Source organism: Algoriphagus machipongonensis (genome assembly GCF_000166275.1).
Classification (GTDB): domain Bacteria; phylum Bacteroidota; class Bacteroidia; order Cytophagales; family Cyclobacteriaceae; genus Algoriphagus; species Algoriphagus machipongonensis.
This window is the reverse complement of record NZ_CM001023.1, coordinates 969,043-983,195: the sequence shown is the minus strand read 5'-3', so window position 1 is coordinate 983,195 and position 14,153 is coordinate 969,043. Positions and strand designations below refer to the sequence as shown.

The 14,153-nt window shown below is 39.1% G+C and carries 15 protein-coding genes; 6 read left to right on the top strand and 9 right to left on the bottom strand.

Translation table 11 applies throughout. From position 1 onward, the window contains the following. Positions 1 to 44: 44 nt before the first annotated feature. Entirely contained in the window at positions 45 to 1,220 is a 1,176-nt protein-coding gene (locus tag ALPR1_RS04230; RefSeq protein WP_008198662.1) for a PQQ-dependent sugar dehydrogenase, read from the top strand. Between the two features lie 73 nt (positions 1,221 to 1,293). On the opposite strand, the gene ALPR1_RS04225 is transcribed toward ALPR1_RS04230, so the two are convergent. The 3 genes from ALPR1_RS04225 to ALPR1_RS04215 all read right to left on the bottom strand — a co-directional run bounded on the left by ALPR1_RS04225 (position 1,294) and on the right by ALPR1_RS04215 (position 4,588). Next, a complete protein-coding gene (locus ALPR1_RS04225) occupies positions 1,294 to 2,358 on the bottom strand; it encodes an NAD(P)H-dependent glycerol-3-phosphate dehydrogenase (RefSeq protein WP_008198660.1) in 1,065 nt (354 codons plus the stop codon). Next, on the bottom strand, positions 2,336 to 4,033 hold the full coding sequence (locus tag ALPR1_RS04220) for a glycerol-3-phosphate acyltransferase (protein ID WP_008198658.1): 1,698 nt from the start codon (positions 4,031 to 4,033) through the stop codon (positions 2,336 to 2,338). Before ALPR1_RS04220 ends, ALPR1_RS04225 begins: the two co-directional genes overlap by 23 nt. A 69-nt stretch (positions 4,034 to 4,102) precedes the next feature. Then, the gene (locus ALPR1_RS04215) at positions 4,103 to 4,588 is read right to left on the bottom strand and encodes a DUF4199 domain-containing protein (RefSeq protein WP_008198657.1); all 486 of its coding nucleotides are present in this window, start codon (positions 4,586 to 4,588) and stop codon (positions 4,103 to 4,105) included. Positions 4,589 to 4,739: 151 nt separating this feature from the next. Between ALPR1_RS04215 and ALPR1_RS04210 the strand changes: the two genes are divergently transcribed. After that, a complete protein-coding gene (locus ALPR1_RS04210) occupies positions 4,740 to 5,714 on the top strand; it encodes a polyprenyl synthetase family protein (protein ID WP_008198655.1) in 975 nt (324 codons plus the stop codon). Positions 5,715 to 5,750: 36 nt separating this feature from the next. Here the strand turns inward: ALPR1_RS04210 and thrC are convergent, their stop codons facing one another. Genes thrC through thrA form a run of 3 tightly spaced genes read right to left on the bottom strand, consistent with a single transcriptional unit; the run spans position 5,751 to position 10,444 of the window. Next, the gene (gene thrC, locus ALPR1_RS04205; RefSeq protein WP_008198652.1) at positions 5,751 to 7,052 is read right to left on the bottom strand and encodes a threonine synthase; all 1,302 of its coding nucleotides are present in this window, start codon (positions 7,050 to 7,052) and stop codon (positions 5,751 to 5,753) included. A gap of 3 nt (positions 7,053 to 7,055) precedes the next feature. Beyond that, positions 7,056 to 7,994 (bottom strand): homoserine kinase, encoded by a 939-nt coding sequence (locus ALPR1_RS04200; RefSeq protein WP_008198650.1) that lies wholly within the window; start codon positions 7,992 to 7,994, stop codon positions 7,056 to 7,058. After that, the gene (gene thrA, locus ALPR1_RS04195) at positions 7,994 to 10,444 is read right to left on the bottom strand and encodes a bifunctional aspartate kinase/homoserine dehydrogenase I (protein ID WP_008198648.1); all 2,451 of its coding nucleotides are present in this window, start codon (positions 10,442 to 10,444) and stop codon (positions 7,994 to 7,996) included. The genes ALPR1_RS04200 and thrA overlap by 1 nt, the downstream gene beginning before the upstream one ends. Positions 10,445 to 10,558: 114 nt before the next feature. Between thrA and ALPR1_RS04190 the strand changes: the two genes are divergently transcribed. Further along, on the top strand, positions 10,559 to 10,816 hold the full coding sequence (locus ALPR1_RS04190) for a hypothetical protein (RefSeq protein ID WP_153231766.1): 258 nt from the start codon (positions 10,559 to 10,561) through the stop codon (positions 10,814 to 10,816). A gap of 37 nt (positions 10,817 to 10,853) precedes the next feature. Then, the gene (locus ALPR1_RS04185) at positions 10,854 to 11,273 is read left to right on the top strand and encodes an META domain-containing protein (RefSeq protein ID WP_040303214.1); all 420 of its coding nucleotides are present in this window, start codon (positions 10,854 to 10,856) and stop codon (positions 11,271 to 11,273) included. Between the two features lie 2 nt (positions 11,274 to 11,275). Here the strand turns inward: ALPR1_RS04185 and ALPR1_RS04180 are convergent, their stop codons facing one another. From ALPR1_RS04180 to ALPR1_RS04170, 3 genes are read right to left on the bottom strand one after another with little or no spacing between them, the layout of a single operon-like run. Then, positions 11,276 to 11,731, bottom strand: a complete 456-nt coding sequence (locus ALPR1_RS04180) for a hypothetical protein (RefSeq protein ID WP_008198643.1) — start codon at positions 11,729 to 11,731, stop codon at positions 11,276 to 11,278. After that, complete coding sequence (locus ALPR1_RS04175; protein WP_008198640.1) at positions 11,732 to 12,193, bottom strand: nuclear transport factor 2 family protein; 462 nt, start codon at positions 12,191 to 12,193, stop codon at positions 11,732 to 11,734. A gap of 10 nt (positions 12,194 to 12,203) precedes the next feature. After that, on the bottom strand, positions 12,204 to 12,881 hold the full coding sequence (locus ALPR1_RS04170; protein ID WP_040303210.1) for an SDR family NAD(P)-dependent oxidoreductase: 678 nt from the start codon (positions 12,879 to 12,881) through the stop codon (positions 12,204 to 12,206). A 58-nt stretch (positions 12,882 to 12,939) separates the two neighbouring features. On the opposite strand from ALPR1_RS04170, the gene ALPR1_RS04165 reads away from it, so the two are divergent. Both ALPR1_RS04165 and ALPR1_RS04160 read left to right on the top strand, forming a co-directional pair. Beyond that, positions 12,940 to 13,833: a mechanosensitive ion channel family protein gene (locus ALPR1_RS04165; RefSeq protein ID WP_008198636.1), complete on the top strand. Its 894-nt coding sequence runs from the start codon at positions 12,940 to 12,942 to the stop codon at positions 13,831 to 13,833. Beyond that, on the top strand, positions 13,814 to 14,152 hold the full coding sequence (locus ALPR1_RS04160) for an MGMT family protein (RefSeq protein WP_008198635.1): 339 nt from the start codon (positions 13,814 to 13,816) through the stop codon (positions 14,150 to 14,152). Before ALPR1_RS04165 ends, ALPR1_RS04160 begins: the two co-directional genes overlap by 20 nt. Position 14,153: the final 1 nt, after the last annotated feature.

Sequence of the window (14,153 nt, the reverse complement as noted above, 5' to 3'; positions counted from 1 at the left end):
CTTATTGCGTAACAAATAGTATCTTGGAGCTTTAATTAGCACTTATGACTTATCACAAAAGACTCTTACAAATTTCCTTTTTGGCAATTACTGCATGTTCAATGTATGCTTGTAGCCAAAAAGAGGAAGCATCCACAACAATCCCGGAACAGGAAATAGACGACACCTATTCCGTTTCAACTGAAAAAATGACCATTGTTGTAGACACGCTTCATACCGGCCTTGAAAACCCTTGGGGGATGACTTGGCTTGCCGATGGAACTTTACTAGTAACTGAAAAGAAAGGAGAGATTCTCATTTTCAGAGAGGATGAGTTTACAGGAGAAAAAATCCAAGGTCTACCAGAAGTTCGTACCATTGGACAAGGCGGATTATTGGATATTCAAGCACATCCCAACTATGGTGAAAATGGATGGCTCTATATAAGCTACGCCAAAAAGGTCACGGAAGAAGAGGGCACCACCACTATCATGCGTTTCCGATTAGACGGAAATAATGCGGTGGACCAAGAAGAATTGATTATGTCCCAACCAGCTTGGAAAGGCGGTAATCACTTCGGGAGTCGTATCGTTTTTGACAATGACGGGTATTTATACTATTCCAGTGGAGATAGATTTGACACACCTGGAAATGCCCAGGATTTAACCAACTCCCATGGTAAAATCCACAGAATTCATGACGATGGAAGAATTCCTACCGATAATCCATTTGTAGATACCCCAGGAGCAGTTGCTTCTATTTGGGCATATGGAAACAGAAATCCTCAGGGATTATATTTTGATAAAGCCAACAATCGCTTGTGGGAATCAGAGCATGGACCTAAAGGTGGAGACGAGCTTAATCTTATTGAAAAAGGAAATAACTACGGCTGGCCAGAGATCTCCTACGGAATCAACTATGATGGAACTGTTTTAACTGAATTCACAGAAAAAGAAGGAATGGAGCAACCAGCAACCTATTATGTGCCATCTATTGCTACGGCAGGTATTACCATGGTTACTTCTGATAGATACCCAGCATGGAAAGGCGACATTCTGATAGGAGCTCTAGCTAAAACTCATATCAATAGAGTTGATATGGAGGGAACAGAAGCACTTTCACAAGAAATCATGCTTCAAGACATTGGTCGAGTAAGACAAGTGAAAGAAAGCCCTGACGGCTACCTTTACGCTATCACAGAAGGAACAGGATTATTAGTGAAAATCCTCCCTGTTAAGTAATTAAAACACCTATCAAAAAAGGCCTTTAATTGAATTTAAAGGCCTTTTTTTTGACTACTTCGAAAGCAAACTTTTACACAAAGTCAATATCTACATTGAATGGGTATTTCATCAAGAATTGAAGAGCTTCTTTTATATCAAAATCCTCAAATAAAACCCTGTACAAATATTCAGTAATTGGCGCTCTCAAATCAGCAGTCTCTAAAAATGCTTTAATGACTCGAATGGTATTGATTCCTTCAGCCACCTCTTCCATATCTGCTAAGATTTCGTTTAATTTTTCTCCTTTTGCCAATCGAAATCCAACGGTAAAATTCCGGGAATCAACAGAATTACAAGTAGTTACTAAATCACCAATCCCTGCCAAGCCAATGACGGATTTGACACTACCTCCCAAGGCATTACTCAAATGCACCATCTCGACCATTCCTCTGGAAATAAGAAGACCTTTGGCATTTTCACCTAACTGAAGTCCAGCTAATGCTCCTGAAGCAATTGCAATAATATTTTTCAAAACCCCACTTAACTCCACCCCAATGATATCGGAATTTCCATATACTTGAAATTTCTCTGACCTCAATAGACTTTGGCCTTCAATAATCACTTCGTTGTACTTACTGGCGATTACAGTAGCAGCAGGTTGCCCTTTGACCAGCTCTTTGGAAAGGTTGGGCCCAGCAAGACATCCTACTCTTACCACAACTGATTCCTGAAGGATCACTTCACTCATCGTCAGTATTTGAGATCTCTTAATCTTTTGAACCGAATCGAGTGTCTCTCCTGGATTTAAATTCAAACACAATCCTTTGGTCCCGTGAATAATCAGATGGTAGGGGAATAAAAAAGGTGCAAATGTTTTCACCACATCCTGAAATCCCGATGAAGAGATCATCATGAAAAGAATGTCGCAATTTTCGCAGATTTCAGCCGGACTATAAGTTCCTTTAATCTTAGGGTTTAAAGGTTTCCCTTGAGCAGAATGTTTTTCATTGATCTCATGAACCACTTCTTCCTTACGGGCATACACCATCACCGGACTCTTTTCAGCCAGCATGTTGGCAATCGCAGTACCGAAGCTTCCTACCCCGATCACGCCTATCCATTTATCTTTTGTCTCAGAAGAGTTTTTCGAGACCATATCCAGTTAATCTATTATGATAAAAATACAGTAAGCTCATGTCTTGAGTTACAATGTTTCCATTTTGATCCTTGATCAAAGGACGTTTGGCATGATACATACCTACATTTTCTAAACCATGTTTGATAATGGTATCTAGATCATTTTGAAGGTGAGGAGCCACATTGATCATTCCTCTTTCTTTTAATAGGTATACTTGATCCATCACCCGTTTACAATTCTGTTTAAATTCATCGTAAGGAATCACAATATCTTCCTCAGGCAATCGGATTAAGTCAAATAAATCCAATTTTTTATTAGACTCTTTGATCATTTCAAAAGCTGTAAATGCTACTAAATGAGAACTAAAGACCCTATTTATTTTATGGAATTCCTCAACAATCCTTCCTCCCAGCATATGAGTATATTCCTCTTCCCTTTGCTGATCAACAGTCACTTTCCCATCGGAAATAAAATAATCATGGGTATTGATCTTCCTCCCATTCTTATCTAAACTATCTCCATGTTCATCTACATAGTTACCTAGGACATCCATGGCCTTACCTACTGACACTGAGATATCAGAACCTTTGGTAAAGAACTTTAAAAGAAACTTGGAGATTTTATATGAGTTCGAGAATTCATCATTCTCTTTGTAGTATCTCTCTTGCCCTGTGATGCTGAGGTGATCTCTAATTAAACTTGGAGCCTCCAGAACAAAATGATAATTGATCGTAACAGGCACTACGAAAATCTTTCCTGAAATATCTGTGATTCCATTTTGATAATTCGCTCTCTGCGCTTCAATAGCGGTGCTTAACAAACCTAATTTCAACTTAGATTCAATCATCCCACTTCTAGATCGAGTGCCGCCAGGGAAAAACAAACTGTGGCAACCAAACTGGATCGCTTCCTTTGAATAGGTTTTTAAAGTCTCTAGATACAAGAGGTTTTTCTTCCTTCTATCCACTTTATAAGCCCCCAAAGAATTCATAAAATATGCGAAGATGGAGATATTAAACAAGTTGAGTCCCGCCCCATATATAAAAGGAGGAAGGCCAAGAACAGAGATAATCCATCCGATCAGAATACTATCCAAATTACTGAAATGAGTAGGAACCATTACAATAGTTCCTTTTGTAGCCAAATCCCGCAACTGCTCAGTTTCTCCTGTGATCTGAATTTTATCTTGTAGGCTATATTGATTACTAAAAATCGACCGAAAACCCTTTACCCTTGCAGCATTCAGTAGCCTGGAAAATCCATAAGTCACTACTCTTCTGGTGAACTTGTAATGAGAATGGTTAAAATTACTTGCTATTTCCTCTGCATAACGAGAAGTGATGCGGTGCAAAACTTCTTTGTATTGCTGCACCTTTTTCTCTTTGGTAAGCTCTGTAGCAGAATTTATTTGAAGCATGGAAGCTTTCACCTCACCCCAAAAACTACTTTCATCATCCGGATCAACGACCCAAGGATTCTGTTTAATTCGAAGCTTTTCTCGGTAAAGAGTCGTCTCCAACTCTTCTTTTAAAATTTCAGGATTATTATCGGCGAGTTTTAAAATTCGTTCTTCTGCGAGATTGGAAACTTTTATCACAAAGTCTTTCCTTTCTCTTGCCAGTTTTACCACAGGCCATTCATTCTTACTCGGAATAATCGGCTCGTACTTATGTTTTATATATTTTTCCTCCAAGTGGATGCTGGTTTAAAACACCACAAAGATAACAAAAGCCTTGGCTTAGACTTCACTTTCAAGGCTTACTCAAGATTGCTTCTTGGATTTTACAAAAATCGCCACGATAGCAGAAGTAATCACCCCCATAATTAAGGCTCCTATGACAGATTGGACAATATAACTTTGCATGTTGAACCAATCCTCGGCTTGTTCTCTTGTCAGTTCTCCTGTAGTTACTGAATATTCAATTATGTTTTCAAAATATTGAGGAGTAATGTACGTCAGGGTAATATATTGAGTGAATGGACTTAAAACTGCAACTATGACAGAAATTATCACGCCTGACAAGAATCCTTGTAGGTAAGTCATTTCTCCCTTGTAGTAGTTCTTCTTCTTATCCAGCAATGCGAGAACATAAATTACGATCGCCGGAACAGCGAAAATATTTGTTAGTGTAGCATGCTGATCAATATGAACATCATGCCAGCCAAGAGATTTCTCGAGAACCATCCATGCCAGGGCGGTGACAGCAAAAATTACAGCCCATTTAATTTCGATAGTTATATTTTTCATAGACGCGATAAAAAGGTTTAAACAGAAACTTCACTACACAAAATACAAAAAAGTAAAAAAGATTGGACTATCCTTAGGAAACTTAATCTCTGTAGCGATATTCTCTTGCCCATGAAAGAAAGGGTATTATTTTTACGGCATAATTCACCGGATGAAAGCAGACCTCAAACAAATACAAGTCCCCATTGCATCAGAAATGACTGAGTTTGAACTCAAGTTTAGGGGCTTGATGAAAAGTAAGGTCAAACTTTTAGACCATATCATGAATTACATCGTGAAGCGCAAAGGCAAGCAAATGCGCCCGATGTTTGTTTTTTTGACTGCTGGAGTATGTGGTGAAATCAATGAGTCCACGCACAGAGGTGCTGCTTTGATTGAATTATTACATACAGCGACTCTCGTTCATGATGATGTGGTGGATGACGCCAACTACCGAAGAGGTTTCTTTTCTGTCAATGCACTTTGGAAAAACAAAATCGCTGTTTTGGTAGGTGACTACCTCTTATCCAGAGGTTTGCTGCTTTCTGTGGACAATGGAGATTTTAAATTACTTCAAATTGTATCCAACGCCGTAAAGGAAATGTCTGAAGGCGAACTTCTACAGATAGCGAAAGCTAGAAAATTGGATATTACAGAGGAAGTTTACTATCAAATCATTCGTCAAAAGACGGCTAGCCTAATTGCTTCTTGTTGTGCAGTGGGAGCTTCCAGCGTGGAAGGTAACATCGAGGTAGTAAGCAAAATGCAGGAGTTTGGCGAAAAAGTGGGTATGGCTTTTCAGATCAAAGATGATTTATTTGATTATGGAGAAGAAGAAATAGGCAAGCCTGTAGGAATAGACATCAAAGAGAAAAAGATGACTCTTCCTTTAATTTTTGCTCTAAACAATACCGATTGGCTTGAAAAAAGAAGAATTATCAGCCTGATCAGAAATAAATCAGATGATAAAAAGGCGGTGAACCAAGTAATTACTTTTGTGAAAAAGAGTGGTGGTTTAGAGTATGCAAAGGAAAAAATGAACATGTTCTTCCAAGAGGCTTTAGCCATACTAAACCAGTTCCCTGACTCGCAGTACAAAACCTCTCTAGAAGATTTAGTGAGCTATACCATTGAGAGAAAGAAATAATTTTTCAATACCTCTCACACACCGCTAACCTAAGACTCAATCCTCCAGGGACTTCAGAAAATCCTTGAACGCTGAATAATCATTTGCCAGAGGTTCGGATTTTTTAACTCCAACCATAAATGCTTCCAGTCGTTCTGGCAATACCACCTTCTCATCCAATGTCTCCTCCACTACATCTCTAAATTTACCCGGGTGAGCCGTCTCTAAAAAGACACCTTGGTAGTCAGGATAATTCTTCATAAAATTCTTTAAACCAAGGTAACCGACCGCTCCATGAGGGTCTAATGTATAGCCTTTGGTCTTTACTTCCTGCATCACTTTTTTCGTCTCTTCGTCAGAATAATAATACCCTGTCACATGACTTTTTAGAAGTTCTTCACTATTGTCATAAAGCGCCAAAAGCCTTGGGAAATTACTAGGGTTTCCTACATCCATACTATTACTGATGGTTGCAATTGAAGGCATTGCTTTAAATGATTCTCCATTCAAAAATTCAGGAACTACTTTATTTACGTTTGTTGCCGCAACAAAATGATCAATAGGCAAGCCCATTTTCTGAGCTAAAATTCCAGCCGCAATATTTCCGAAATTCCCACTAGGCACAGCAAAAGCCGATTTTTTACCGTTTTTGGGAAGTCTGGAATAAGCATAGAAATAATACAATGCCTGAGGAATCCATCTGGCAATATTGATGGAATTAGCCGATGTCAAAAGCAAGCTCTGATTGAGCTCTTCATCTAAGAAAGCTTGTTTTACCATTCTCTGGCAATCATCAAATACCCCATCTACTTCTAGCGCAGTAATATTTTGCCCCAAGGTTGTAAACTGCTTTTCTTGCAATTCGCTTACTTTTCCTTTTGGAAAAAGAATGATCACCTCTACTCCCTTCACCCCTAAAAAACCATTGGCTACTGCACTACCAGTGTCTCCAGAAGTAGCGACTAAAACACGAACTTTCTTTTCTGAATCGGTAAGAAGTAAGCTCATCAATTTAGAGCAAAAACGGGCTCCAAAATCCTTAAATGCTAAGGTAGGACCATGAAAAAGCTCAAGACTATAAACACCCTCTTCTACTTCAACGATGGGTGCATCAAAAACCAGCGTATGATCCACTAGATCACGAATCTGCTTTTCTGTCAAATCTTCAGAAAAAAGGGCTCCCATGACACGGTACCCGATCTCTTGAAAACTCATCTCAGAAAATTGCTCAATCAATTCCTTTGATAAAGAAGGAATCTTTTCTGGCATATAAAGCCCCTGATCAGAAGCTAGCCCTTTGACAACTGCTTCTTCTAAACTGACTTTGTGCTCTGGATTATTGGTACTGTAATATCTCATCTATCACTTATTTTCTTCAAGAACATAAGCCCCTCTGGTATTGATGGCAGAATAATACACATCTACCCCAAGCCCAATATTTTGGTAAATCTCTTCTGCAGCCTTTGCTATTTCTTTTGATTTTTCTGCACCCTTTGAAAGTGCGAAAAGAGTTGGGCCCGAACCTGAAATCCCCATACCTAGGGCTCCAGCAGCTTTAAGCGCTTCTCGAACTTCATAAAACCCTGGAATCAAAACCGCACGATACGGTTCTGCAATCACATCCCGCATAGATCTGGAAATCAATTCATAATCCTCCTGATACAATCCTGAGACAAATCCCGCCACATTTCCAGACTGTATGGTAGAATGCTTCAAAGGAATGGCATCTCTTAACACACTTCTTGAATCAGAAGTATTCAACTGAAAATGTGGGTGCAACAAGGTACAATACAAGCTATCTGGCACGTGTAATTTGATCACATCTAAAGGATGATAATCTCTGATCAAAACAAATCCACCTAATAAACTGGGAGCTACATTATCAGCATGCCCTGCGCCACAAGCAGCTTTTTCTGCTACAATAGCGAATGGCAACAAATCTTTTCTTTCGTATGGATCACCTAAAAGTCGGTTGGCAGCCACTAAAGCAGCTACAGCACTTGCAGCACTTGAACCCATTCCCGAGCCAAGTGGCAAACCTTTTTTTAAAGCAATATCCATCCCTATTTCCTGTCCATAATCATCCAGCATTGCTTGGATGGCTACCGCACAAGTATTCTTCTCTACTTCCCAAGGAAGCTTTCCTCCATCATCTTCTATTGAAATCACTTTCAAGCCAGGTTCTTCCTTACGAAATACCTCTACATAATCTCCCATGGCGTCTATCGCAAACCCAAGGATATCAAATCCGCAGGAAACGTTAGCAACAGTAGCCGGTGCAAAAGCTTTTACTGATTTCATCACTCCCGAGTATAGTTACCGATTCTAATGACATCTGCAAAAACTCCGGCAGCAGTAACATCTGCTCCAGCACCTGGACCTCTAATGATCATTGGGAAATCATGGTAGCGCTCGGTAGTGAGCAAGATCATATTATCACTCCCTTGTAAGCTACTGAATGGATGTTCTTCTTTTAACGAGTTAAGCCCAACCTTAGCAGCACCTTTTTCTAGCGTAGCCATAAATCGAAGGGCTTCTCCTTTTTCTTTAGCCTTCGCTCTTATTTCTGAGAAACTTGCATCATGACCTTTGAGTTTTTCAAAAAACTCATCAACAGATGCCGTATTCACGCAATCTTCAGGAACCATACCTTCTATTGACACAGCGTCAAACTCAAGGTGTTGTTCTGCTTCTCTCCCCAGGATCAAAATCTTTCTCGCCACATCCATTCCACTCAAATCATCCCTTGGGTCAGGCTCTGTATACCCTTTCTCTTTGGCTACTCTTACCACTTCGGAAAATGAAGCTCCTTTTTCAAATTCAGAGAAAATAAAGTTCATAGAACCACTCAAAACAGCTTCTATTCTAATCACTCGATCTCCTGAAAGCATTAAATCTTGCAGCGTGTTGATCACAGGAAGACCTGCAGCCACGTTCGTTTCATAAAGGAATTTTACGCCTCGCTTTTTCGCTATTTTCTTCAAAGCCAAATACTGATCCATAGAACCGGAATTTGCTTTTTTATTAGGCGTTACGATCCCAATCTTAGCTTCCAATATCTGCTTGTAGGAATCTGCCACTTCCTGAGAAGCAGTACAATCCACCATCACAGAGTTAGAGAAGTTCATCTGATCCATGGTTTCGATAAATGCATTCAAATCCATTTTTTCATCCTTATCACTCAATTGATAAGGATTTTTTAAATCGAACCCATCCTCATGAAAGGCCATATACCTACTATTGGCAAGGCCGTGAATCTGAATATCCAGCATACTGTCCTGCTGCAACTTTTCTTGCTGAGAGGCAATCATCTTTATCAAGGCCTGGCCAATCAAGCCAGTTCCGATCAAAAAGACGTGTAACACTTTATTTTCAGAAAGGAAGAAAGCTTCATGAAGCGCATTAAGTGCTTTTTGTAAATCCGCCTGTGGGATTACTGCAGATATATTCAATTCTGAACTTCCCTGTGCAATTGCTGCAACATTGATATTATTTCTACCTAAAGCTCTAAACATGCGTCCAGAAGCTCCGGGGTTATGCTTCATATTTTCGCCGACAACTGCCACTGTAGAAAAGCCATGCATCAGCACTACTTCTTCCATTTCACCAGATTTGATTTCATAGTGAAACTCCTTTTCTACGGCCTCTTTTGCCAAATAAGCCTCATCAGTTTTTATCGCTAAACAAACACTGTGTTCAGAAGAAGCCTGTGAAATCAATACAATATTAACCTGGGCATCAGCCAAAGCTTTAAAAACACGGCTAGTTCCAGAAACTGATTCGATAAGCCCTGCCCCCTGAACGGTTACGATCGAAATATTTGACATCGAGCTCACCCCTTTGATCAAGGCCTCTTTAGTGACGTCAGAATTAATCTTAGTACCTGGGTTTTCAGGATCAAATGTATTCTTGATATAAATCGGAATATCCCGTTTCATTGCCGGCTGCATAGTCGCAGGGAATATCACTTTGGCTCCGAAATGAGAAAGCTCCATTGCCTCATTATAACTTAATTGAGGCACTGTAAACGCAGTATAAACCAATGTAGGGTCGGAGGTCAAAACTCCTGACACATCAGTCCAAATTTCCATATCCTCCGCTTCAAGTGCTCCAGCGAGAATGGAAGCAGTGTAATCAGATCCAGATCGACCCAGTGTCGTGGTTTCTCCTTTTGCCGTGGAAGCAATAAACCCAGTCACTACTTTTATACCGTCATTTTTAGCAAAATAACTTCTTATCAAAGCATTTGTAGTGTCAAAATCTACTCTTGCCTGACCAAATCTATCATTGGTTCGGATTACCTCTCTAGCATCCAAAAACTGAGTTTTTAACCCTTTACCTGCAAGGGATTCAGCAAGAATAAAGGCTGACAAACGCTCTCCAAAACTTGCTACATAATCTAATGTTCTGGCGGAGTTTTCTTTGATCAGGAATATCCCATGAAAAAGGTCTTCAAGCTCTTTGAATCGCACTTTTACATAAGTCATCACTGTGGATTGATTTTGTACTGCGATCAACTGCCTAACCATCTCCAAATGCTTTTCTTCTAAGCTTTGTAGGGTATCTCTATAAGCCTGATCCCCTTCTCTGGCCAACTGTGAAATTTTGAGAAGACTCTCCGTGACACCACCAAAGGCAGAAAAAACGATGGTTACTTCATGTCTTTTAAGCTTATCCTGAATGATGGAAAATACCTTGCTGATGTTTTCGGGGTTCGCTACGGATGAACCTCCAAACTTGAGAACTTTCATAAAGAATCTTGGAATGTTTTTAAAACTAAAATGGGTCTAAATAGACCAAATGAGGCGGGAGTATTTTAAAGTATAACGGGAAACCCCGTCATGGTGGTGTCCATCCCTGTTGACATGAAAAAAGATGTACGCGCAACTGTTCCACGTAAAATATACAGGGGTTCTGTGAATGAAATGTTTGCTGCAAATACCATATCTGGAGAATTGACAGGGCAATCTTACTGCCAAAAATTTTATAAGCCAAACAATCCAATAGAGATTTTCAGAAAACTGTCATATTCTTTGAAAAATAGATCAAAAATCAAGTTTTTATCCAAAACAATTATTCGAAACACTACAGATTCCCTAAAAGACAAAAGAGTATTTGGTTGAAAAAATTTCTAAATTATCAATCGAACAAAAACAAAACATGATGAATGTATTTAGGTCAATTTCAATCGTTTTTTTGGTATTGGTATTCACTCAATGTAAAACTATCTATAAAACCCAAATGGGTTTGCTTAGCAATAAAACTTGGGAATTAGAGACCTTAGGAGAAACTGCCATAAATACAGAGAACTTTCCAAACGGACTACCTACCTTAGAATTTAAGGAAGCCGGCTACCTTGCAGGGTTTACAGGTTGCAACAACTTTAGCGGCATCTACAGCTTAGAAGGTAAAGACCTTAAATTAAATCCTGGGGCGATGACAGAAAAAGCCTGTCCCGGAATTGATGAAAATGACTTTATCGAGGCTCTACAGAAAGTCACAAAATTCACTGGCTCAAAAAATAAAATTGATCTATTGGGAGAAGCCGGCACCTTGATGAGTTTTACCCCAAAGGATTAGAGTTAAAATAGCTCTTCAATCTGTTTTGTTTTGCCTCTAAAATTGACTTGATCCAACTTGTTTTTCCCAAGCAGAGCCTGACCTAATGGAGAAGCTTTGCTCAGTAAAAATACTTTTTCATCATTTACTTTAACCTGACCTAAACTCACCGAGATAAACAGCCAATCTCCCCCATATTGAAGCAGACTACCTTCATTTACTTGAGAACTCGATTTCTCTTGTTCAAAAAATTGCTGTATCTTTTGTTTGAAGATTTTTGTCTGATGATGCTGCTTTTGAACCTTCCCGATTTCCTGACGGATCATTTCCCTTCCCGTTTCATACTTATCCCCTGCGGAACTCTTTGTATCCTCGCTTATACTAAGGTTTAAAGAGGTTAATTCTTCGGAAAGAAGTTTCTCTCTTTCAGTCAAAAGGTCAAAAACTGACTGATATACAGAGGATTTAAACTCGTTCATCTATTCTACGCAAGCTTCTTTTCTACGAGTATCGATGATGTAAACGATTTTCCATTTCCCATCAAACTTCACCAATTGAAATGAGTTAACACCACAATGGCTAAACTCCTCATTCACATAAAATTCGTAAGGGGTCCAGGCCGTAGCCATATCCCCGTCCACCTGAATTATGTAATCAGTTAATCGTTCATCCAACTGGGTACTCTCTGGTATTTTTCCGATTTGAGTTGCAAATTCCTCCACAGAATTACTGGCAATGCTGGTCCCTTCGGGCTTTTTCACAATAGTCTGCATTATTGCCTGCTCAGAAAATGCCGCTTTGATTTGATCAGCATTTTTATCTCGCATCCCATCAAACATGGCATTGATAACTTCTTTGATTTGCTCGGGTTCGGACTGAGAAAAACTGACTGTGCTTACAAGGAGGAGTAAACAAAGAATACCTGAGAATTTAGATTTCATAAAATTCAAATTAAACCTCTCCATACAGTTTAAAAGTCATGTTTCTCAAAGCTGAGGTATTTACAGAATAATGCATCGCTTCAGCAATCTCATCCGCACGCACCCACTTGGAAAAATCTGCATCAGGCATGGCTTCTCTATTTTGAGGTGTATCAATTACACTTGGAACAAATACATGAGAACGAACAGAAGAATCTTTGATTTCTTCTCCAAGAATCTCTGTTAAGGTGATCACTAACCTTTTACTCAAGGAATATGCAAGCATATCCTTTCCAGACTCTAATTCTAGTGCTGGCCTTGCTCCAACAAAAAGGAAAGTACCTCGATCTTGTTTTTTCATAAAGGGAAGAAATCCTTTGACAAGATGAAATGCGCTGAAAAAATTCAGCTGAAACATTTTTTCGATATCCGTATGGCTCGTTTTATCAAATCCACCCATACTAAATCCTCCTACCAATAATGCTAAAGCATCTAATTCACCATACTGAAGCTGGAATTCCGAAACAAAAGCTTTTACCTGTTCTTCATCTGTGACGTCTACTTCGTAACTATCATCAGCTTCTTCAATAAATTCTTCGGCATCAGGCCGGGTCAAGACGATGATATGATATCCCTCTCGTTTAAATTTTTCAACAACGGCTTTTCCTAAATTTCCACTCGCTCCTGTAATTATTATATTTCTACTCATACTTTTGGAAAATTCTATCTGATAATCCTTAAAATTACCTTTAATTTTTGAATAAGACATGAATCACTTAAAAAGCAGCATCCAAACCAAAGAAAACGCCAAACGGAGGAACTTCGTTTTCAAATTGATCCTGCTACTATTATTGGAATACGTCTTTGTTGGTAACACCATGCTAAGTCCAATTCTAGAAAAATACCCTGTACTGAATAACCTTCTTTCAGCAACTATCTTTTTGTTGAGTAGTAACCTGATCATTTCTTTGGGAAGGTTTGCTGCGTTGAGGTTTTACTTAAATAAAACCAAGGAAGAGAGAGTACAGCCTAATTTTGTTATTGGAATAAATCGTATTTCTTGGATACTAAATGTTCTGATCTTCCTGATTTCATTAATGCTCGCATTTGGAATTAAGCCTTTGGAGTTCTTGACCAGTATCACTATTGTGGCTGCCGCAATTGCTTTACTCACCAAGGATTACATTACCAATATCGCCAATGGCTTGATCATCATGTTTTCAGATCAATTGGAAATAGGGGATAAAATACAAATCAGTAAAACCACGGGTTTCATTCGGGATATCACATTGATAAATTTAGTTTTGAAAAGTGAGACGGGAGAAACAGTGATAGTACCTAATTCAATGGTGCTCTCATCAGAAATCACCAATTATTCACGAAATAATTCGCATCAAATGATTTTTGATTTTGAGCTTAATAACTCACTCCAAACGCCATTGGATGAATTAGAAAAAAGCCTTACAAAAGAACTGGAGCCCTTTTCAAACTTGGTGTTTCTCAAAGGCTCTCAACTTACAGTGCTGGATAGGAAAGCTGAACATAACTTACTCCGTTTCCAATTCCCTATTAAAACCGGAGAAAAGGTCACCGAGAAAGAAATCAGAAAATTGATCAATCAAGCTATTTTAAACCTGAATCATGCCAAAGGAGAAGCCTAATTATTTTGACTTAGTATATCAAGTTGTAAGAGAAATCCCAACTGGAAGAGCAACCAGTTATGGAGCCATCGCTCATTATTTGGGCTTAAAAAGTGGGGCAAGAATGGTAGGTTATGCCATGAATGCCGCTCATGCCTTACCAGATGTTCCAGCTCACCGAGTAGTCAATAGACTTGGCATGCTTACAGGCAGACATCATTTCTCTACACCTACAGCAATGCAAGAAGCCTTAGAAAGCGAAGGTGTAAAAATTGAAAATGATCAGATAAAAGACTTTGATAAAGTTTTTTGGGATCCAGAAACTGAATTAAGCATCTGAC

What these genes read in the sequence shown, in the direction of transcription:
- ALPR1_RS04230 (WP_008198662.1), top strand. Translation starts at nt 45, where the DNA reads ATGACTTATCACAAAAGACTCTTACAAATTTCCTTTTTGGCAATTACT.
- ALPR1_RS04225 (WP_008198660.1), bottom strand. Translation starts at nt 2,358, where the DNA reads ATGGTCTCGAAAAACTCTTCTGAGACAAAAGATAAATGGATAGGCGTG.
- ALPR1_RS04215 (WP_008198657.1), bottom strand. Translation starts at nt 4,588, where the DNA reads ATGAAAAATATAACTATCGAAATTAAATGGGCTGTAATTTTTGCTGTC.
- ALPR1_RS04210 (WP_008198655.1), top strand. Translation starts at nt 4,740, where the DNA reads ATGAAAGCAGACCTCAAACAAATACAAGTCCCCATTGCATCAGAAATG.
- thrC (WP_008198652.1), bottom strand. Translation starts at nt 7,052, where the DNA reads ATGAGATATTACAGTACCAATAATCCAGAGCACAAAGTCAGTTTAGAA.
- ALPR1_RS04200 (WP_008198650.1), bottom strand. Translation starts at nt 7,994, where the DNA reads ATGAAATCAGTAAAAGCTTTTGCACCGGCTACTGTTGCTAACGTTTCC.
- thrA (WP_008198648.1), bottom strand. Translation starts at nt 10,444, where the DNA reads ATGAAAGTTCTCAAGTTTGGAGGTTCATCCGTAGCGAACCCCGAAAAC.
- ALPR1_RS04190 (WP_153231766.1), top strand. Translation starts at nt 10,559, where the DNA reads ATGAAAAAAGATGTACGCGCAACTGTTCCACGTAAAATATACAGGGGT.
- ALPR1_RS04185 (WP_040303214.1), top strand. Translation starts at nt 10,854, where the DNA reads ATGATGAATGTATTTAGGTCAATTTCAATCGTTTTTTTGGTATTGGTA.
- ALPR1_RS04180 (WP_008198643.1), bottom strand. Translation starts at nt 11,731, where the DNA reads ATGAACGAGTTTAAATCCTCTGTATATCAGTCAGTTTTTGACCTTTTG.
- ALPR1_RS04175 (WP_008198640.1), bottom strand. Translation starts at nt 12,193, where the DNA reads ATGAAATCTAAATTCTCAGGTATTCTTTGTTTACTCCTCCTTGTAAGC.
- ALPR1_RS04170 (WP_040303210.1), bottom strand. Translation starts at nt 12,881, where the DNA reads ATGAGTAGAAATATAATAATTACAGGAGCGAGTGGAAATTTAGGAAAA.
- ALPR1_RS04165 (WP_008198636.1), top strand. Translation starts at nt 12,940, where the DNA reads ATGAATCACTTAAAAAGCAGCATCCAAACCAAAGAAAACGCCAAACGG.
- ALPR1_RS04160 (WP_008198635.1), top strand. Translation starts at nt 13,814, where the DNA reads ATGCCAAAGGAGAAGCCTAATTATTTTGACTTAGTATATCAAGTTGTA.